Here is an 18,349-nt window from a genome sequence, read left to right on the forward strand (position 1 = left end):
ACGGGGTGCGGTCAATGATTTTATGAAAAAGTTCCTAGGGACGGTGCGGCGGGATTATGTGATTATCGTCCCATGCTGAAACACACGGACATCTGGCGGGCCATTGATCGCCTCGCGGCGCAAAGCGGCCTCTCCGCGTCGGGCCTGGCGCGCCGCGCCGGATTGGATCCGACCACCTTCAACAAGAGCAAACGGACGACCGGCGACGGCAAGCTGCGCTGGCCCTCGACCGAAAGCATCTCCAAGGTGCTGGACGCGACCAGTGTGTCGCTGACCGATTTCGTCTCGCTGATCGGGGATACCGCCGGACCCGGCGCGTTCCAGCGGGTTCCGGTCATCGGCTACGCCCAGGCGGGCAACGCCGGGTACTTCGACGACGCCGGGTTCCCGGTCGGCACCGGCTGGGACGAGCTGCTGTTCCCCAGCCTGGGCGATCCGCAGGCCTACGCGCTGGAAATCGCCGGCGACAGCATGGAACCGGTCTACCGCGACGGCGACACCATCATCGTGTCGCCCGCCGCCCAAATCCGCCGCAACGACCGCGTCGTCGTGCGCACGCGCGGCGGCGAGGTGATGGCCAAGCAGTTGGTCCGCGAAACCGCGACCCGCATCGAACTTCTGTCGATCAACCGCGCCCACCCCGACCGCAGCATCCCGCGCGGCGAGGTTGCGTGGATGGCCCGCATCATCTGGGCCAGCCAGTGAGCATCACAGGGTGAGGACCATCGCAGGGTGAGCGCCGCCATCGGAGCAGCCGCTCCGGCGACCTCAATGTCTATGGTTTTAGGGTAAATTTCCTTGATTGGGCTGCGTGGTGGCGCGATGCTGCCGCCATGCCGCGCTCTGATCCCCCCGCCTGCCGCTTCGCGCCTGCCCATCCGACGGGTGGCTCGCCCGGCTGTGCGCCGCGCTGGCGCATCACCGGGCGGTGGCCCTGCGGTTGCGCCAGGCGGATTAACGGAACGCGTATTCCCAATAGAGCGCGCGGGCGCGGGCAAACAGCGGACCCGGCGCGAAGACGCGATCCTCCACCTTCGTCACCGGCACGCATTTGGCGTGGTTGCCGGTGGAAAACACCTCGTCGGCGTTCAGCACGTCGGCGGGGGTCAAGGTCACTTCCTCCACCGTCACGCCGTCGGCGCGCAGCAGGGCGATGATGCGCTGGCGGGTGATGCCGTTCAGGAAACAGCCGTTGGGAACCGGCGTGCGCACCACCCCATCCTTGGCGATGAACAGGTTGGCGGTGGCGAATTCGGCGACGTTGCCGATGGCGTCCAGCATGATGGCGTTCTGGAAGCCGCGCTTGCGCGCCTCGGTCAGCGCCAGACCGGCGTTCGGGTAGAGACAGGCGGCCTTGGCCTCGGTCGGGGCCATGCTGGGGATCGGGCGGCGGCGGCTGGACAGACAGGCGGCGAAGCCGGTCGGCTTGGGCATCGGATCCTCATAGATCGACAGCACAAAGCGCGTGGTCGCCGGATCGGGCGAGACAAAGCCCTCCTCCGCGAAGAACATCGGGCGGATGTACAGCTCCGCGTCGGGGCCGAAGCGGCGGATGCCGTCCCAGCACAATTCCTCGATCTCCCCCGCCGTGACCATCGGGGCCAGCCCCATCACCAGGGCGGAGCGGATGGCGCGTTCGCAATGCAGCCCCAGATCGGGGGCGACGCCCTGGAAGGCGCGCGCGCCGTCGAACACCACCGACGACAGCCACAGGGCGTGCGACAGCGGCCCGACGATGGGGGGATTGCCCTCCAGCCATTCGCCCTGCACCCAACTCCACGCCTGCCCCGTCGTTCCACCCATGATCGTTGTCCTTCCTGGGATCCAAAATTGCCTGTTCGTTGAGCATACCCGCTCACCGCGTCGGGTCAACCGGCCCCATCACGTCCAAAAACAAACGGGACGCTCCTTGCGGAGCGCCCCATCAGGCCCAAAAAGAAACGAGGCGCTCCTTGCGAAGCGCCTCGTCGGGGTCACGGACCAGCGTCGCGGATCGGGTGGATCAGCGGCGGGCCACCATCAGCTTCTTGATCTCGGCGATGGCCTTGGCGGGGTTCAGACCCTTCGGGCACGCCTTGGTGCAGTTCATGATGGTGTGGCAACGGTACAGGCGGAACGGATCCTCAAGGTTGTCGAGGCGCTCGCCCGTCATTTCGTCGCGGCTGTCGGCGATCCAGCGGTAGGCTTGCAGGAGGATCGACGGGCCGAGGTAACGGTCGCCGTTCCACCAATAGCTGGGGCAGGAGGTCGAGCAGCAGAAGCACAGGATGCACTCGTACAGACCGTCCAGCTTGGCGCGGTCTTCCGGCGATTGCAGACGCTCGCGGCTCGGGGCCGGGGACTGCGTTTGCAGCCACGGCTTGATCGAGGCCAACTGGGCGTAGATGTGCTTCAGGTCGGGCACGAGATCCTTGACCACCGGCATGTGCGGCAGCGGGTAGATCGCGACGTCGCCCTTCACATCCTCGATGGCCTTCAGGCAGGCCAGCGTGTTCGTGCCGTCGATGTTCATCGCGCACGACCCGCAGATGCCTTCACGGCAGGAGCGGCGGAAGGTCAGCGTGCTGTCGACCTGGTTCTTGATGTAGATGATCGCGTCGAGGATCATCGGCCCGAACTTGTCGAGGTCGACGATGTAGGTGTCGACGCGCGGGTTCTGGCCGTCGTCCGGGCTCCAGCGGTAGATCTTGAAGCTCTTCGCCCGCTTGGCGCCGTTCGCGACGTTGATGGTCTTGCCGACACCGACCTTGGAGTTGGCGGGCAGGTTGAATTCAACCATGGTTGCTATCCTTGCCGATGCGGGGCTTAGTAGACGCGGGCCTTGGGCGGGAACACCTGGACCTCGTCGGTCAGGGTGTAGAGGTGGACCGGACGATAATCGATCTTCGTCTGGCCGCCTTCTTCCACCCAAATCGCCGTGTGCTTCATCCAATCCTCGTCGTCGCGGTTCGGGTAATCCTCACGCGCGTGCGCACCACGGCTTTCCGGGCGGTTTTCCGCCGAATGCAGGGTGGCGACGGCCTGGAACAGCAGGTTGTCCAGTTCCAACGCCTCGACCAGATCGGAATTCCACACCAGCGAGCGGTCGCTGATGGAAATGTCGTTCTTCTTGGCGAAGATGGCGTCGATCTTCTTCACGCCTTCGCTCAGCACGTCGCCGGTGCGGAAGACGGCGCAGTTGTTCTGCATCGTCCGCTGCATTTCCAGGCGCAGGTCGGCCGACTTGATCGACCCCTTGGCGTTGCGGATGCGGTCGAAACGCTCCAGGGCGGCGTCGGCGCTGTCGGCCTTGACCGACACCGACTTGCCCGGCGTGACGATTTCCGCCGCGCGGATGGCCGCCGCACGGCCGAACACCACCAGATCCAGCAGCGAGTTCGAGCCGAGGCGGTTCGCGCCATGGACCGACACGCAGGCCGCTTCGCCGATCGCCATCAGGCCGGGCACGACCTGATCGGGGTTTTCGGCGGTGGGCGAGACCACTTCGCAGCGGAAGTTGGTGGGGATGCCGCCCATGTTGTAGTGGACGGTCGGCAGAACCGGGATCGGCTCCTTGGTCACGTCCACACCCGCGAAGATCTTGGCCGTCTCGGCGATGCCGGGCAGGCGCTGGTGGATGATCTCGGGCGGCAGATGCTCCAGGTGCAGATGGATGTGGTCCTTGTGCTCACCCACGCCGCGCCCTTCGCGAATCTCGATGGTCATCGAGCGGGACACGACGTCGCGCGAGGCCAGATCCTTGGCCGACGGCGCGTAACGCTCCATGAAGCGTTCGCCGTTGGAGTTGGTCAGATAGCCGCCCTCGCCGCGCACGCCCTCGGTGATGAGGCAGCCGGAGCCGTAGATGCCGGTCGGGTGGAACTGCACGAACTCCATGTCCTGCATCGGCAGGCCGGCGCGCAGCACCATGCCGCCGCCGTCGCCCGTGCAGGTGTGGGCCGAGGTCGCCGAGAAATACGCGCGGCCATAGCCGCCGGTCGCCAGAACGACGAGCTGGCCACGGAAGCGGTGGATGGTGCCGTCGTCCAGGTTCCAGGCGAGCACGCCCTTGCAGACGCCGTCTTCCATGATGAGGTCGAGCGCGAAATACTCGACGAAGAATTCGGCCTCATGCTTCAGCGACTGCTGATAGAGCGTGTGCAGCATGGCGTGGCCGGTGCGGTCGGCGGCCGCACAGGTGCGATAGGCCTGGGTCTTGCCGTACTGCGCGGTCATGCCGCCGAAGGCGCGCTGGTAGATCTTGCCTTCCGGGGTGCGCGAGAACGGCACGCCGTAATGCTCCAGCTCGATGATCGCCGGAATGGCCTCGCGGCACATGTACTCGATGGCGTCCTGGTCGCCCAGCCAGTCCGACCCCTTCACGGTGTCGTACATGTGGTAGCGCCAATCGTCCTCGCCCATGTTACCGAGCGCCGCCGAGATGCCGCCCTGGGCGGCAACGGTGTGGCTGCGCGTGGGGAACACCTTGGTGATGCAGGCGGTCTTCAGCCCCTTTTCGGCCATGCCGAAGGTGGCGCGCAGACCGGCCCCGCCGGCGCCGACGACGACGACGTCATAGGTGTGATCGATGATCTGATAGGCGGTCGCCATGGTCGTCAGGCTCCGATGAAAATCTTGGCGACGGCGAGCACGCAGGCCGCCGCGAGCGCGAAGGACAGGAACTTGACGGCGATCAGCAGCGCCAGCTTCTGCCATTCAACGTGGACGTAATCCTCGATCACCACCTGCAGGCCCGCATGGGCGTGGTGGAAGGTGACGACGGCGGTCAGGATCATCATCACCGCCGAGAAGGGCGACTTCATCCAGGCGTGGAAAGCCGTGTAGTCGGCCCCCAGATGGCGGATGACGCCGAAGACGAACCAGATGGTCAGCGGGACCAGCGCCATGGCGGACAGGCGCTGCCCCCACCAATGCTCCGTACCATCCTTGGCCGAACCGAGGCCGCGCGCGCGGGCCAGCGGCGAACGCAGATCCGAGGTGTTGGACGCCATGCTCTCTCTCCTCACCACACGGCCAGGCCGACGATCCACGTCAGCACGGTGAGCGCGGCAGCCGCACCCAGAACGATCCGGTTGTTGCGGTCAGCGTCCGACAGCTCGAACGACTTGCCGGCATCCCACACCAGGTGACGGATGCCGTTGCACAGGTGGTAGTAGAGCGCGGCCGACCAGCCGAACATCAGCAGCAGGCCAAAGCCTGAACCGATGAAGCCCTGCGCGCGCGCAAAGGCTTCGGGGCTGACGGCGGCGGCCACCAGCCACCAGGTCAGGAGAAGGGTGCCCACGGCCAGCCCCACGCCCGTGATGCGGTGCGTGATGGACAGGATCGCGGTCAACGGGAGTTTGTAGACCTGAAGATGCGGGGAGAGCGGCCGACCGCTGCCGTTTGCCATTGCGTCGTCCTCTGTTCGGCGGCCGATCGCGGCGGAACATGACGAGTGCCGCGACGGCTGGGTGGTGCGTGCCCTGGGATGGAACGGTTTTCCGCTCCGATTGGTTGGCGCATTGAATTACGCTCACGCAGCATCCGAGTCAACGGCGCGGCCCGTGCAAAAGCCGACGGTGTGACGTTTTTGGCGCGGTGCGGGAAGTGGCTGAAAAGAAACGGCGTCCGCGTCTCGTGGTATTACCATCGAACCGGCGCGGGCGAAACCTGCGCGCGGTTCTTTCGCGCGCTTACTTGTCGAACCGCCGCACGTTCTCGACCATCATCGAGTACATCTGGGTGATGAGTTCCGCCGGGCGCAACCGACCAAAGGGGATGTTCTCCTTGGCCCATTCCACCAACCCTTCCGGCGGCTTCACCGGGGCCACCTCGTACCCCGCCTTTTTCAGCGCGGTGGTCACGGCCTTGGCCTGCTTGGCGTAGTCCTCGTTGAAAAAGGACTTGTCGGCGTCCTTGATCGCCTTGGCGATGAGATCTTCGATGGTCGTCGTCATGGCGCGGGCGCGGCTGGCTTCGGTTGGCTTGGTGAAGGAATGGTTAGCGCATCATGTCAGGGTGCGCGGGCGCTGGCAATCGCGCGTGGATGGGTCCTTGCGCCCGGCCGCCTGTCGCTGTGCGATGCGCGGTCATCCGGTGATTTGCCACCACCGTCGGCCATCCGGTGCGCGGACAACGGGTCACAACCCCAAAAAGAAGGCGTTTATATACTTTAAAAACCCACGGTACCAGGGTAAGGTAGGGACATAGAGGAAATGCCCCTATGTCCGTCCTGTCCGCCCCGTACTTCCACGACGAAGAAGCCGCTTACGCGAAGCTGGAGAGCATCGTTTGGCCGAACGGCCCGGTGTGCCCGCACTGCGGCGGCTACGAGCGGATCGGCAAGCTAGCGGGCAGCGCTACCCGCATCGGCGTCCACAAGTGCTACCAGTGCCGCAAGCAGTTCACGGTGAAGGTCGGCACGGTCTTCGAGTCCAGCCACGTTCCGCTCTACAAGTGGTTCCAGGCTTGCTATCTGCTGTGCTCCTCCAAGAAGGGCATCAGCTCCCACCAGCTCCACCGCGTGCTGGATGTGACCTACAAGACGGCTTGGTTCATGACGCACCGTGTCCGCGAGGCGATGCGCACGCTGGGCTTCGACCCGATGGGCGGCGAGGGTGAGACGGTCGAGGTTGACGAGACGTTCATCGGCATCGACCGCACCGTAAAGCCCAAGGGCGAGAAGAAAAGCCGTGGCTATGCCCACAAGCACAAGGTGCTGGCGCTGGTGGACCGGAAGACTGGCCGCGCCCGGTCTATGGTGGTGGACAGCCTGAAGGCAAAGGATCTCACCCCGATCCTGCGCGAGAACATCGCCAAGGAGAGCAGGGTGTGCACCGACAAAGCCGACCAATACGTCCATCTGGGCAACGAGTTCGCCGCCCATCGCGTGGTGCGCCACGGTCAGGGCGAGTACGGTCGTGGCCCGATCCACACGAATACGATTGAAGGCTTCTTCAGCATCTTCAAGCGCGGGATGAAGGGCGTGTACCAGCACTGCGCCAAGAAGCATCTGCACCGCTATCTGGCGGAATTCGATTTTCGCTACAACAATCGTGGTATAGATGATCTTACCCGTACGGGAGATGCACTGACCGGAATCTCCGGGAAACGACTGACCTATCGGCGGGTTGGTGTCTGATTTGAAAAAAGAATCAGGATCAAAGACTTAGTGCTCCGGCTGTTTTTCATGCACCATCCACTTGACTGTTGAGTCAGCATCACATATCTTCATCACTGGTGGGACGCCGGGGCGCTCGGGTTGCGGGAAGATTTCGGCCTCGTGGCGTCTGAGTGGACGGTCGCCTCCGATAGATCGGCGGCCTATATGCCCTCGGATTAGACGGGTCCGGGTCCCACCACTGCTTTGGGTATCCGTAAAACTGGAAAATCTCTTTCTGCTGACTGGTAATGTTAACCTTCTTGTATGAAGGGAATAGCTTCACACCATATCCCGAAATCAAGTTATCTCCCTTGTAAATTGACCGCGCCATGCGGGGACGTAACAATTTAGCAAATTGAGGGTCGCATTCCCTCGTGTCGTGAATATCGCACGACTTAAAGAATGCACTTGCAACAATGTCAGCAATTTGTAGCCCTGGGCGCTCCTTGTGCGGATAAACTTTAAGCAAGCTGCGGTCCATTGTCTCCCATGCCAAATCTCCCAATGGCAGAAACAAGTTTGCGGCTCCGCTCTTCATCTTCAGCCATTCATAATATGCGTTCATCTGCGAATAAGACAGACCTCCGCATTCGCTATATTCCAACTTGACCTTCTTCGGCTCTCCGTAGTGCTTAATTGATCTTTGCTTTACGTATTGAGTGACACGCTCAAGTAAAATTCGTGACATCCAACAATAAAACCAATTCTTTGACGGAATTTGTTCTGCAAACGGATTGGCGTACCCTCTCATGTTTTGCTTATTCGACGCTACAATAAAGCAACGAAGAGGAAGGCTTGCGACGGATGTGCAGACTAGCGTCTTGGTCACTGGAAGAAGGTTCTTGAAGTGAAGCACTTTCATCTGGCGCTGAATAAGGCGAGCGCTGGCAGTAATATGTTCGACCCACCCAGCAACCTCACTCTCTCTTGCCGCATCGATGACGACAGCCGACAGAATGAACCACTCGCTTGACCCGTTTTCATCGATGGGCTTGACTGTCTTGAGGCCGTAGTCGCCGGCCTCATCAATGTAGGCGATGTAGTGGTATTCCATGTGAACGGCCACGCGCAACCAAAGGGATTGCTGGCAATGAAACAAGAGAAATCATCTACAGGTCAACACCAGAAGTTTATGGATGCCGCCCGCGAACTCGGTTGCGACGAGGACGAAGCAGCCTTCGAGGACAAGCTACGACGCATCGCGAAGGTGAAACCGAAGCCTGAGGCTGACACCAAGGCAGAAGACGACGAAGCCCCCGAGTGATCTTCGGGGGCTTCTGATTCGTGGGTTATCCGCCGCAAGTGGCGCTGAGTTTGCGAAGTATACAAATGCCAAAAAGAAACCCCCGCCCAGGCCGGGCGGGGGTGCGGGGAGTCAAAGTATCGTCCGCGCAGGGCCAGCAGCGCGCCGCCACGTCGGCCCGTTACGGCCCGTCGTAGCGGACGACCTGCTGGTCAATGGCCCCGAAGACGCTGGCGCCGGCTTCGTCGAACAGTTCGATGCGCACGCGGTCGCCGAAGCGCAGGAAGGGGGTTTTCGGCGCGCCGGTGGTGATGGTTTCCACCGTGCGCAGTTCGGCCAGACAGGAATAGCCGACGCCGCCCTCCGTCACCGGTTTGCCGGGGCCGCCGTCCAGCTTGTTCGACACGGTGCCGGAGCCGACGACGCTGCCCGCCGCCAGAGGACGGGTTTTGGCGGCGTGGGCCACCAGGGTCGGGAAATCGAAGGTCATGTCGACGCCCGCGTCGGGCTGGCCGAACAGCGCGCCGTTCAGGTGCGTCACCAACGGGCGATGGACGACACCGCCGTCCCAGGCCGCGCCCAGCTCGTCCGGCGTCACCGCGACGGGGGAGAAGCTGGAGGCCGGTTTGGATTGCAGGAAGCCGAAGCCCTTGCCCAGCTCCGCCGGGATCAGGTTGCGCAAGGACACGTCGTTGACCAGCATCAGCAGCTTGATGTGACCGCGCGCGGCGTCGGCGCTGACGCCCATCGGCACGTCGTCGGTGACGACGGCGATCTCCGCCTCGAAATCCACGCCCCAGGCTTCCGACGCCGCCGGGATCGGGTCGGTCGGGGCCAGGAAACCGTCGGAGCAACCCTGATACATCAGCGGGTCGGTCCAGAAGCTGGGCGGCATCTCCGCCCCGCGCGCCTTGCGCACCAGCTCCACATGGTTGACGTAGGCCGACCCGTCCACCCATTGATAGGCGCGCGGCAGCGGCGAGGCCGCCTGCGCCGGGTCGAACGGCGCGCCCGCCGCCGGATCGGCGTTGAGCGTGGCGTAGACCGCCTCCAACTGCGGGGCGAGCGTCGCCCAATCGTCCAGCGCGGCTTGCAGAGTCCGGGCGATGGTGGGGACCGCTTGCGCGCGGGACAGGTCGCGCGCCACCACCACCAGGGTGCCGTCGCGCCCGCCCGCCTTCAAACTCGCCAGCTTCATCGGTGTCTCTTCCCTCTTGGCCTGTGTGGTCTGTGTGTGATCGCAACGCGGGGGCGGCCCGTCTCAAACCGCCCCGCTCCTCAAGCCGCCCTTACTTGGCCTTCCAGCTGTCGGCGTAGCCCGACCATTCGGTGCGCTCCATCGGCTCGTACACGTCCAGCGGGTCGCGGGTGTCGATCATCACCGCCACCTCGTCGGTCTCCTTGCGGTCGTACTTCTGCGCGGTCTCATAGGCCTTGGGGTGCGGCCCGTGCGGGAAGCCCGAGGGGTGATACGTGACCATGCCGGGATGGATGTTGTCGCGCGAGAAGAACTGCCCCTTGTGGTAGAACAGGACCTCGTCGAAATCCTCGTTGGAGTGGTAATAGGGCAGCTTCAGCGCCTCCGGGTCCGATTCGATCGGGCGCGGCACGAAGGTGCAGACGATGAAGCGGTTGGCCACCCAGGTGCTGTGCGCCGACGGCGGCAAATGGTAGCGGTGGCTCATCAGCGGGCGGATGTCGCGCCAGTTCAGCCGCACCGGGGCAAGGTCGCCGTGCCAGCCCACCGCGTCCAGCGGGTTGAACGGGTAGGTCATCGCGCAGATTTGCCCGCGCTTGCGCACCCGGATGTGGGTTTCACGCTCGCTCTTCTGATCCTGGAACGCCTCGTCCAGCAGCGGCACGTCGAGCATCGCCGGGTCGAAGATGGCGTGGGTGCCGACGATGCCCTTGGCGGGCAGGCGGTAGGCGTCGTTGGTCGCCTCCACCATCAGCACGGTGGCCCCGTCCGGGCTGTCCAGCCGCCAGGCGGTGTTGCGCGGCAGCACGACGTAATCGCCCTCCACCACGGTCAGATGGCCGTAATCGCAGAACAGCTCGCCGCCGCCCTGGTGGAAGAACAGCAGATCGTCGCCGTCGGCGTTGCGGACCAGATGCTCCATCTTGCCCTGGAAGCGCCACAGGCGGACTTGGGTCGCCGCGTTGCCCATCAGGCTGGGGGCCGACAGCGGGCAGTCCAGCCGCTCCTCGCTCTTGGTCAGGTCGAAGGCGCGCGGGCGCAGCGGCCCGTCGAAGCGGGTCCAGCCGGTGGGCGGGTGGCTGTGGTGGAACTGCGTGGCGGGACCGAAGAAGCCCTCGCGCCCAACCTCGCGCTCATAGGTTCCGGCGGGCAGGCGGACATGGGCCTGTCGGGTGGCGGTGCCTTCGACCTTCGGGAACGAGATCCAGTTCTTCAAAGCGTCCTCCCACGGGGATCGGTGGCGGGCGTTTGCGCCCGGTTGTCGTAAGCACACAAGATAGTTTCGTTTGAAACTGTTGCAAGCACAAAATTCCCGGTCAGGATGGATTTTCAGCGCTGCACCGATCAAGAAGCCCGCCCATGCCGCCCGTCCGCCGCACCCGCTCCGCCAAAGCCACCCCGGCCGCGTTGCACCTGACGCGCTTTCTGCCCTATCGCCTGTCGGTTCTGGCCAACACGGTCAGCCACACGGTGGCCAAGCTGTACGAGACGCGGTTCGGCATCACGATTCCGGAATGGCGGATCATCGCGGTGCTGGGCGGCGGCGAAACGCTCAGCGCCGGGGACATCGCGCGGCGCACGGCGATGGACAAGGTGCAGGTCAGCCGCGCCATCAGCCGGATGCTGGACTCCGCCCTGATCCTGCGCGAATCGGGCGACACCGACCGGCGCAAGGCGCTGTTGACGCTGACGCCGAAGGCGCTGGCGATCTACACGGAAATCGTGCCGATGGCGCTGGCCTACGAAGCCGAACTGACCGACGCGCTGAGCGACGAGGAGCGCGCCACGCTCGACCAGCTGCTGACCCGCCTCCAGGCCCGCGCCGACGCGCTGGCCACGCCCGCCGCGCCGGAGGGCGAGGAGGCGGTTGACGCCTGACCCCGCCGCCCTCACCCCTCCTTGGTGCGGTGCAGCGGTTGCACGGTGCCCGCGTCCACGCGCGGGCGGCTTGGCTCCTCGGCGGTCAACGCGTCGCACGCGACCATGGTGGCGAGCGAACGCTGGCTGAGGCGCTGGTATTCGGCGGTCCCTTCGGCCTTCCAGGCGATTTCCTGGTCGCTCAGCTCCCGCACCAGCTTGGCGGGCATCCCGGCGGCCAGCGTGCGCGGCGGCACGGCAAAACCGGCCTTGACGAAGGCCATGGCGGCGACGATGGCCTGTTCGCCGATCACCGCGCCATCCATCACCACCGCGTTCATCCCCACCAGCGCCCCGCGCTTCACCACGCAGCCGTGCAGCACCGCGCCATGGCCGACATGGCCATCGACCTCGATCACCGCGTCGTGACCGGGAAAGGCGTGCATGGTGCAATTGTCCTGCACGTTGCTGCCCGCCTCCAGAATGATGCGGCCGAAATCGCCGCGCAGGCTCGCGCAGGGGCCGACGTAGCAACGCGGCCCGATCACCACATCGCCGATCAGCACCGCCGACGGGTGGACAAAGGCGGTCGGGTCGATCACGGGAACCACGCCGTCGATGGCGTAGACGGTGGGGCGCGGCAGGCTCATCGGGCATCCTCGGCGATGACATCAGCGGGTGTTGTGACCCAGGCTACACCGCAACCGCGTTGCACGCGATACTGATTTTCTGCATGATGCATTGTGTTTGTATCGCATGAGCCGACCGGCACGAACAGCGCTTGATTGGTATCAAATGAAACTGTATCGTTCGCAACAATAACAATCCGCCCAAATCCATCCCCAGGGGGAAACATCCATGCATGCGGCCTACAGCTATCCGAAATTTCCCTATCAGCCGTCGGTGGAACAGCGCACCGGCGCGCGGCCCCGCCATCCGGTGGTGGTGATCGGGGCCGGGCCGGTCGGCCTGACCGCCGCGCTTGATCTGGCGAAAAAGGGCGTGCCGGTGGTGGTGCTCGACGCGGAGGACACGGTCAGCGTCGGCAGCCGTGCCGTCTGCTACGCCAAGCGGGCGTTGGAGGTGTGGGACCGGCTGGGCGTGGGCCAGCGGATGATCGACAAGGGCGTGGTCTGGAAGATCGGCAAGGTCTTCAACGGCGACGGGCTGGTCTACCAATTCGATCTGCTGCCGGAGCCGGACCACAAGATCCCGGCCTTCATCAACCTTCAGCAATATTACCTGGAGGATTATCTGGTCGCCGAGGCCGGTCGGCAGGATGGGCTTGAACTGCGCTGGCTGTCGCGCGTTCTGTCGGTGAAGGACGAGGGCGACCATGTGGTGTTGCAGGTGGAAACCCCCGATGGCGTCTACGCGCTGGAGGCCGATTGGGTGATCGCCTGCGACGGTGCCAAATCCTCCGTCCGCAAGATGCTGGGGCTGGAGTTCCATGGCGAGGTGTTCAAGGACCGCTTCCTGATCGCCGACGTCATCATGACCGCCGATTTCCCGGCGGAGCGCTGGTTCTGGTTCGACCCGCCTTTCCACCGCAAGCAATCGGCCCTGCTGCACATGCAGCCGGACAATGTCTGGCGCATCGATTTCCAACTGGGCTGGGACGCCGACCCGGAGGAGGAAAAGAAGCCCGAACGCGTCATCCCGCGCCTGAAAGCCATGCTGGGCGAGGACACGCCGTTCGAACTGGAATGGGTGTCGGTCTACACCTTCCAATGCCGTCGCCTGGACAATTTCCGGGCGGGCCGGGTGTTCTTCGCCGGGGATTCGGCCCATCAGGTGTCGCCGTTCGGCGCGCGCGGGGCCAACAGCGGCGTGCCCGACGCCGACAATCTGGCCTGGAAACTGAAGCTGGTCCTCGACGGGTTGGCCCCGGAAACCCTGCTCGACAGCTATTCGGACGAGCGGGTGGCGGCGGCCAAGGAGAACATCCTCAACTCCACCCGCTCCACCGACTTCATCACCCCGAAAAGCGCGATGAGCCGCATCTTCCGCGACGCCGTGCTGGAACTGGCGGAGGAGTTTCCCTTTGCCCGCTCCCTGGTCAATTCGGGCCGCCTGTCCACCCCCACCACCTACCTCGACAGCCCGCTGAACACGCCCGACCGCGACGCCTTCGCCGGAAAGATGGTTCCGGGCGCACCGGCCACCGACGCGCCGGTGGAGCGCAACGGTCAGGACGGCTGGTTGATGGACGCGCTGGACGGGCGCTTCGTCGTGCTCTGCGCCGCCGGGGATGGGCCGGTCCCGACCGAAACCGCCGCCGCGCTGGACGCGCTGGCCGCCGGGCCGCTGCCGCTGGTCTGGCACGCCGTGGCCGACCGGCGCGGGACCGCCACCAACGCCGCCAGCACGCTGGTGGACAGCGCCGGGCGGCTGCGCGAACGCTACGATCTGACGCCGGGCAGCCTGTATCTGATCCGGCCCGACCAGCACATCGCCGCCCGCTGGCGCGCCTTCGACGGCCCGGCCCTGACCGCCGCGCTGAACCGCGCGGTTGGTCGCTGACTCGGTTGCTGAGACGCCCCCCCCCCCCTTTCCCGCCCAGGAGTTCCGCCACGATGGCCTCGCTTGTCACCACCGCCCGATTCGCCAACCCGGACGACGTTTATCAGGCCCTGATCGACAGCCACCGCGATCTGACCCCCGACCAAAGCGCCACGCTGAACGCCAAGCTGATCCTGCTGCTGGCCAACCACATCGGCGACTCCGAGGTCGTGGCCGAGGCGCTGGCGATCGCCCGCAAGGGTGTGCTGTAAGGGCTTGTTCCCCGCCGGGAAAGGGTTCTACAACAAGGGGGAGCCGGTCCCCGCCCGACCCCGGTTGCCGCCCAGGCACCCGGTGGTTCGCGCCGGACCGGCACCCCCGTCGGCCCTGTGCGCCGGTCCTGACCGATGGGGCGACGAACCACGACCGGAGATGAGGACGCCCGCGATGTCGAACCAACACAAACAGGCCATGGACGCGGTTCTGCAAGCCGCCGCGCACGACATCGTCGCCACCCTGCAAGAGCGGGAGGTCGAGGATCGTCACAGCGAGGAAGGCGATCTTGCCGTTCTCGACGTCGCCATCCTGCACGCCTACCGCGTGTTCATGCGCATTTGCGAGGAAAACGGGCTGGAGGTGGACGCCGGTTACTTCGCCGATCTCGCCTCCGACCTCGCCGACGAGGTTGCGCAGGACGAGGAAGACTGATTGACCGAGGCGTCACGCCCACCCGTCGCCGCCCCGGATCGCCCGATTCCGACGGATCTTGATCTGGCCATCATCGGCAGCGGCCCCACCGGGCTGATGGCGGCGGAGGTCGCGGCCAGCGCCGGTTTGCGCGTGGCCGTGTTCGATCAGGCCCCCAGCCCGGCGCGCAAGCTGCTGCTCGCCGGGCGCGGTGGGCTGAACCTGACCCATTCCGAGCCGCTCGACCGCTTTCTGCCGCGTTACGGCGCGGCGGAACCGCTGTTCCGTCGGCTGCTCGCCGATTTCCCGCCCGACGCCCTGCGCGATTGGGCGGCGGATTTGGGGGTGGACACCTTCGTCGGCAGCAGCGGGCGGGTCTTCCCCGTCGGCATGAAGGCATCGACCCTGGTGCGAGCGTGGCTGCGGCGGCTCGACGGGCTGGGCGTGACCCTGCACCGCCGCCACCGCTGGACCGGCTGGGACGCCGACGGCCGCCTCACACTGAGCAACACCGAGGGCCAGACGCTGGCGCTGTCGCCGCGCGCCACCCTGCTGGCGCTGGGCGGGGCGAGTTGGCCGCGCACCGGGTCGGACGGGCAATGGACCGGGCGTCTCGCCGAGCTTGGCGTCGCCATCGCCCCGCTGCGCCCGTCGAACATGGGGTTCGAGGTGCCGTGGTCCGATCACCTGCGCGCCCGCTTCGCCGGGCAGCCGGTGAAAAGCGTCGGCCTGTCCGTCGCAGGCCCATCCGCCCCCCACCAGTCCGTTGCCAGGCGACGGATCAAGGGGGAGTTCATCGTCACCGACAGCGGGATCGAGGGCGGGGCCGTCTACGCCCTCAGCGCCCCCTTGCGCGACGCCATCGCCGCCGACGGCCACACCCTCCTGACGCTGGATCTGCTGCCCGACCGCACAGAGGCCGAGGTGGCGCAGCGCCTTCGCCAGCGCGGGGCCGAGTCGCTGGCCACCTTCCTGAAAAAATCCCTGGGCATCTCGGGCGTGCGCGCCGCGCTGCTGCGCGAATTCACCCCGGTGGCCGACCTGTCCGACCCGGCGGCCCTGGCCCGCAGCCTGAAGGCGCTGCCGATGCCGTTGACCGGCGTCCGCCCCATCGACCGCGCCATCTCCAGCGCGGGCGGGGTGGCGCTGGACGAGTTGGACGAGCGATTCATGCTGAAACGCCACCCCGGCCTGTTCCTGGCCGGTGAAATGCTGGATTGGGAGGCCCCGACCGGCGGCTATCTCCTGCAAGGCTGCTTCGCCATGGGCGTGGCCGTGGGCCGGGGGATCGTGGACCGGCTGAACGGCTGACGCGCGGCTGCGTCACCGCTGCGACGTTCCGTAATCCGGCTGTCCCTTCGGCGCGCTGCCACCGCCAACCAGACGGCTGATGAGCGAACCGATGCCGCTGTCGCCGCGCGTCGCGGGAGCGGCTCCGACCGGAGCAAGGCCGGGTTGCCCCGCCGGAACGGCTCCAGGCATCCCACCACCCGCCGCCGCCACCGGCGTGGTCCAGGCGGGGGCACCGTCCAATCCGGGCAGCGGGCGCGGCGGCTTGCCCGCGTGGGCGTCCATCATGAAGCCTTGCCACAGCTTGGCGGGCAGCGTACCGCCGGTGACGCGCTTCATCGCCTCGTTGTTGTCGTTGCCCAGCCACACCCCGGCGACCAGATCAGCGGTGAAACCGACGAACCACGCGTCGCGGTATTCCTGCGTCGTGCCCGATTTCGCCGCCGCCGGACGGTCGAGCTTGGCGCTTTTGCCGGTGCCGAACTCGATCACCCCCGCCATCATCCGCGCCAACTGCACGGCCAGCGCCGGATCGACCACGGCGGCGGAGCCACCGCCCTGGCGGCGGTACAGCACGGTCCCGTCGCGGTCGCGGATTTCGGTGATGGCGTAGGCCCAGACCGGCGCGCCCCGGTTGGCGATGCCCGCGTAGGCGCGGACGAGGTCGAGCAACGTCACCTCGCTGGTTCCCAGCGCCAGCGACAAATCCTTGATCATCGGCGTGCCGATGCCCAGCGCGGCGGCGAGGTGACGCACCCGCTCCGTCCCCACCTTTTCGATCAGGCGCACCGTGGCGGTGTTGGAGGAGTGGGCGAGTGCGGTGGCCAGCGTGATCGGCCCCCGGAATTTGCCGTCGTAATTGCCCGGACTCCAGGTGCCGATCTGGATCGGCGCATCCTCGATCAGCGTGTCGGGCGTCCACCCGGCCTCCAGCCCGGCCAGATAGACAAAAGGTTTGAAGGCCGATCCCGGTTGCCGCTGGGCCTGGATGGCGCGGTTGAACTCGCTGCTGTCGTAATCGCGGCCACCGACCAGCGCCCGCACCGCGCCGTCGGGCGACATGGCGACCAGGGCACCCTGGCGCACGTTCGCGCTGGGGCCAGCGGTGGCCAGCAGCGTTTCCAGCCGTTGTTCGGCGGCGCGCTGCATCTTCAAATCCAGCGTGGTCCGCACGATGACGTCGCCATGGCCGGACCCGACGAAACCCGACACCAGATCCGTCACCCAATCGGCGAAGTAGCGGCCATCGCCGCCCGGCTTGCGGCGCGGAACCGGCGGGGTGTTGCGGGCGTTTTCCGCCGCCTGCGGGGTGATGAATCCGGCGTCGGCCATCGCCGCCAGCACGATGCGGGCGCGTTCGGCCGATTCGTCGGGGTTGGTGGTGGGGGCGTAGCGCGAGGGCGCTTTCAACAGCGCCGCCAGCACGGCGGATTCGCGCATGTCCACCTGGGTGGCCGGTTTGCCGAAATAGGTGCGCGCCGCCGCGTCCACCCCGAAGGTTCCCGCCCCCAGATAGACGCGGTTGAGGTAAGCGGTGAGGATTTGATCCTTGGTGAAGCGGCGCTCCAGCCACAGGGCGAGCATCGCCTCCTGAATCTTGCGCTTCAGCGATTTTTCCGCCGTCAGGAACAGGTTCTTCGCCAACTGCTGGGTGATGGTGGAACCGCCCTGTGTGGCCCGCCCCGACCGCCAATTGACGTACACCGCGCGCGCCAAGCCAATCGGATCGATGCCGAAATGGGAGTAGAAGCGCCGATCCTCAATCGCCAGCACCGCTTGGATCAGATGCGGCGGCAGATCCTTGACGCTCAAGGTCGTGCCGTGCAGATCGCCGAAGCGGGCGAACTCGGTCCCGTCGGCGGCCAGCACGGTGACGGAGGCGCGGCGTTCGAACTGCGCCACTTTGGAAATGTCCGGCAGGTCGAGCGCGAAATAGGCCAGCACCGCGCCCAACCCCACCCCGCACCAGATGGCGACCACCAACCCCCAATGAATCAGCGTGCCCAGCCGCAAGCCCCAACGCATCCCGCGCCCCGACCCGCCACCACCCCCAGCGGAACGCCCGCTGGATGGAACCGGTTTGGGCGCGGCCTGCGGGGCCTTGGCGGCAGGTTTGGGCGGCGGAGACAAGGAAGGCGGTGCGGGAGGCGGCTTGGCGGCCTTGGCCTTGCCGAAGATCGGGAGTTTGCCCAGGGCAAAGCGCGATCCCTTGGCGGGGGCGGGTCGTTTCGCGGGCGTGGCTTTTGCCGCCTTGCCCAGATGGCCCGGTCGCGGTCCGGCGAAAAGCTGATCCGGTCGGTCGGCGCTCACGGCGTGGCCCCATTTCCACCCAAGGACAATCCGCGCGGCGACAGGCCGCACCCCCGCCATATAGCCCCGCCTTGCGGCAGCGCAAAGCGCCGTCAGCGCTGCCCCATCATTTGCCCGC

The 18,349-nt window shown here is 65.9% G+C and carries 19 protein-coding genes; 8 read left to right on the forward strand and 11 right to left on the reverse strand.

Features of this window, described 5'->3' with window-relative positions:
• The first annotated feature begins 72 nt into the window (after window positions 1–72).
• Entirely contained in the window at window positions 73–705 is a 633-nt protein-coding gene (locus EJ903_RS02235) for a S24 family peptidase (RefSeq protein WP_126611644.1), read from the forward strand.
• A gap of 249 nt (window positions 706–954) precedes the next feature.
• Here the strand turns inward: EJ903_RS02235 and EJ903_RS02240 are convergent, their stop codons facing one another.
• The 6 genes from EJ903_RS02240 to EJ903_RS02265 form a co-directional block, all read right to left on the reverse strand.
• Window positions 955–1,803, reverse strand: coding sequence for a branched-chain amino acid aminotransferase (locus EJ903_RS02240; protein ID WP_126611645.1), 849 nt, complete (start codon window positions 1,801–1,803; stop codon window positions 955–957).
• A gap of 199 nt (window positions 1,804–2,002) precedes the next feature.
• Entirely contained in the window at window positions 2,003–2,779 is a 777-nt protein-coding gene (locus EJ903_RS02245) for a succinate dehydrogenase iron-sulfur subunit (RefSeq protein WP_126611647.1), read from the reverse strand.
• A 26-nt stretch (window positions 2,780–2,805) separates the two neighbouring features.
• Entirely contained in the window at window positions 2,806–4,590 is a 1,785-nt protein-coding gene (sdhA, locus tag EJ903_RS02250; protein ID WP_126611648.1) for a succinate dehydrogenase flavoprotein subunit, read from the reverse strand.
• Window positions 4,591–4,595: 5 nt separating this feature from the next.
• Window positions 4,596–4,991: a succinate dehydrogenase, hydrophobic membrane anchor protein gene (gene sdhD, locus EJ903_RS02255; RefSeq protein WP_126611650.1), complete on the reverse strand. Its 396-nt coding sequence runs from the start codon at window positions 4,989–4,991 to the stop codon at window positions 4,596–4,598.
• 11 nt (window positions 4,992–5,002) lie between these two features.
• Entirely contained in the window at window positions 5,003–5,392 is a 390-nt protein-coding gene (gene sdhC, locus EJ903_RS02260; protein WP_126611652.1) for a succinate dehydrogenase, cytochrome b556 subunit, read from the reverse strand.
• 283 nt (window positions 5,393–5,675) lie between these two features.
• Entirely contained in the window at window positions 5,676–5,939 is a 264-nt protein-coding gene (locus tag EJ903_RS02265; protein ID WP_126611654.1) for a hypothetical protein, read from the reverse strand.
• A 266-nt stretch (window positions 5,940–6,205) separates the two neighbouring features.
• On the opposite strand from EJ903_RS02265, the gene EJ903_RS02270 reads away from it, so the two are divergent.
• On the forward strand, window positions 6,206–7,123 hold the full coding sequence (locus EJ903_RS02270) for an IS1595 family transposase (RefSeq protein WP_126611656.1): 918 nt from the start codon (window positions 6,206–6,208) through the stop codon (window positions 7,121–7,123).
• A gap of 79 nt (window positions 7,124–7,202) precedes the next feature.
• Here EJ903_RS02270 and EJ903_RS02275 read toward each other — a convergent pair whose 3' ends face one another.
• Window positions 7,203–8,198, reverse strand: coding sequence for a DUF3800 domain-containing protein (locus EJ903_RS02275; RefSeq protein ID WP_126611658.1), 996 nt, complete (start codon window positions 8,196–8,198; stop codon window positions 7,203–7,205).
• A gap of 36 nt (window positions 8,199–8,234) precedes the next feature.
• On the opposite strand from EJ903_RS02275, the gene EJ903_RS27215 reads away from it, so the two are divergent.
• Window positions 8,235–8,408: a hypothetical protein gene (locus tag EJ903_RS27215; protein ID WP_174237227.1), complete on the forward strand. Its 174-nt coding sequence runs from the start codon at window positions 8,235–8,237 to the stop codon at window positions 8,406–8,408.
• Between the two features lie 160 nt (window positions 8,409–8,568).
• Here the strand turns inward: EJ903_RS27215 and EJ903_RS02280 are convergent, their stop codons facing one another.
• Complete coding sequence (locus tag EJ903_RS02280; RefSeq protein WP_126611660.1) at window positions 8,569–9,585, reverse strand: fumarylacetoacetate hydrolase family protein; 1,017 nt, start codon at window positions 9,583–9,585, stop codon at window positions 8,569–8,571.
• Between the two features lie 91 nt (window positions 9,586–9,676).
• Window positions 9,677–10,801: a homogentisate 1,2-dioxygenase gene (locus EJ903_RS02285; RefSeq protein ID WP_126611662.1), complete on the reverse strand. Its 1,125-nt coding sequence runs from the start codon at window positions 10,799–10,801 to the stop codon at window positions 9,677–9,679.
• 143 nt (window positions 10,802–10,944) lie between these two features.
• Between EJ903_RS02285 and EJ903_RS02290 the strand changes: the two genes are divergently transcribed.
• Complete coding sequence (locus tag EJ903_RS02290) at window positions 10,945–11,463, forward strand: MarR family winged helix-turn-helix transcriptional regulator (RefSeq protein ID WP_126611664.1); 519 nt, start codon at window positions 10,945–10,947, stop codon at window positions 11,461–11,463.
• Between the two features lie 11 nt (window positions 11,464–11,474).
• Here EJ903_RS02290 and EJ903_RS02295 read toward each other — a convergent pair whose 3' ends face one another.
• Window positions 11,475–12,092, reverse strand: coding sequence for an acyltransferase (locus EJ903_RS02295; RefSeq protein WP_126611666.1), 618 nt, complete (start codon window positions 12,090–12,092; stop codon window positions 11,475–11,477).
• 208 nt (window positions 12,093–12,300) lie between these two features.
• Between EJ903_RS02295 and EJ903_RS02300 the strand changes: the two genes are divergently transcribed.
• From EJ903_RS02300 to EJ903_RS02315, 4 genes are all read left to right on the forward strand, one after another.
• Complete coding sequence (locus EJ903_RS02300; protein ID WP_126611668.1) at window positions 12,301–13,965, forward strand: FAD-dependent oxidoreductase; 1,665 nt, start codon at window positions 12,301–12,303, stop codon at window positions 13,963–13,965.
• 53 nt (window positions 13,966–14,018) lie between these two features.
• Window positions 14,019–14,216 (forward strand): DUF2783 domain-containing protein, encoded by a 198-nt coding sequence (locus tag EJ903_RS02305; RefSeq protein ID WP_126611670.1) that lies wholly within the window; start codon window positions 14,019–14,021, stop codon window positions 14,214–14,216.
• A gap of 175 nt (window positions 14,217–14,391) precedes the next feature.
• On the forward strand, window positions 14,392–14,652 hold the full coding sequence (locus EJ903_RS02310; RefSeq protein WP_126611672.1) for a hypothetical protein: 261 nt from the start codon (window positions 14,392–14,394) through the stop codon (window positions 14,650–14,652).
• Window positions 14,653–15,942 (forward strand): BaiN/RdsA family NAD(P)/FAD-dependent oxidoreductase, encoded by a 1,290-nt coding sequence (locus EJ903_RS02315; RefSeq protein WP_246015101.1) that lies wholly within the window; start codon window positions 14,653–14,655, stop codon window positions 15,940–15,942.
• Between the two features lie 12 nt (window positions 15,943–15,954).
• On the opposite strand, the gene EJ903_RS02320 is transcribed toward EJ903_RS02315, so the two are convergent.
• Window positions 15,955–18,231 carry a transglycosylase domain-containing protein gene (locus EJ903_RS02320; protein ID WP_126611674.1) on the reverse strand — a complete coding sequence of 759 codons (2,277 nt, stop codon included), beginning with the start codon at window positions 18,229–18,231 and terminating at the stop codon, window positions 15,955–15,957.
• Between the last annotated feature and the right edge of the window lie 118 nt (window positions 18,232–18,349).

Source organism: Azospirillum griseum (assembly GCF_003966125.1).
Lineage (GTDB): Bacteria > Pseudomonadota > Alphaproteobacteria > Azospirillales > Azospirillaceae > Azospirillum > Azospirillum griseum.

Coding starts and splice junctions, on each gene's coding strand:
- sdhA (WP_126611648.1), bottom strand. CDS start 4,590: ATGGCGACCGCCTATCAGATCATCGATCACACCTATGACGTCGTCGTC.
- EJ903_RS02295 (WP_126611666.1), bottom strand. CDS start 12,092: ATGAGCCTGCCGCGCCCCACCGTCTACGCCATCGACGGCGTGGTTCCC.
- EJ903_RS02305 (WP_126611670.1), top strand. CDS start 14,019: ATGGCCTCGCTTGTCACCACCGCCCGATTCGCCAACCCGGACGACGTT.
- EJ903_RS02240 (WP_126611645.1), bottom strand. CDS start 1,803: ATGGGTGGAACGACGGGGCAGGCGTGGAGTTGGGTGCAGGGCGAATGG.
- EJ903_RS02300 (WP_126611668.1), top strand. CDS start 12,301: ATGCATGCGGCCTACAGCTATCCGAAATTTCCCTATCAGCCGTCGGTG.
- EJ903_RS02290 (WP_126611664.1), top strand. CDS start 10,945: ATGCCGCCCGTCCGCCGCACCCGCTCCGCCAAAGCCACCCCGGCCGCG.
- EJ903_RS02235 (WP_126611644.1), top strand. CDS start 73: ATGCTGAAACACACGGACATCTGGCGGGCCATTGATCGCCTCGCGGCG.
- EJ903_RS27215 (WP_174237227.1), top strand. CDS start 8,235: ATGAAACAAGAGAAATCATCTACAGGTCAACACCAGAAGTTTATGGAT.
- EJ903_RS02275 (WP_126611658.1), bottom strand. CDS start 8,198: ATGGAATACCACTACATCGCCTACATTGATGAGGCCGGCGACTACGGC.
- EJ903_RS02270 (WP_126611656.1), top strand. CDS start 6,206: ATGTCCGTCCTGTCCGCCCCGTACTTCCACGACGAAGAAGCCGCTTAC.
- sdhC (WP_126611652.1), bottom strand. CDS start 5,392: ATGGCAAACGGCAGCGGTCGGCCGCTCTCCCCGCATCTTCAGGTCTAC.
- EJ903_RS02280 (WP_126611660.1), bottom strand. CDS start 9,585: ATGAAGCTGGCGAGTTTGAAGGCGGGCGGGCGCGACGGCACCCTGGTG.
- EJ903_RS02265 (WP_126611654.1), bottom strand. CDS start 5,939: ATGACGACGACCATCGAAGATCTCATCGCCAAGGCGATCAAGGACGCC.
- EJ903_RS02245 (WP_126611647.1), bottom strand. CDS start 2,779: ATGGTTGAATTCAACCTGCCCGCCAACTCCAAGGTCGGTGTCGGCAAG.
- sdhD (WP_126611650.1), bottom strand. CDS start 4,991: ATGGCGTCCAACACCTCGGATCTGCGTTCGCCGCTGGCCCGCGCGCGC.
- EJ903_RS02310 (WP_126611672.1), top strand. CDS start 14,392: ATGTCGAACCAACACAAACAGGCCATGGACGCGGTTCTGCAAGCCGCC.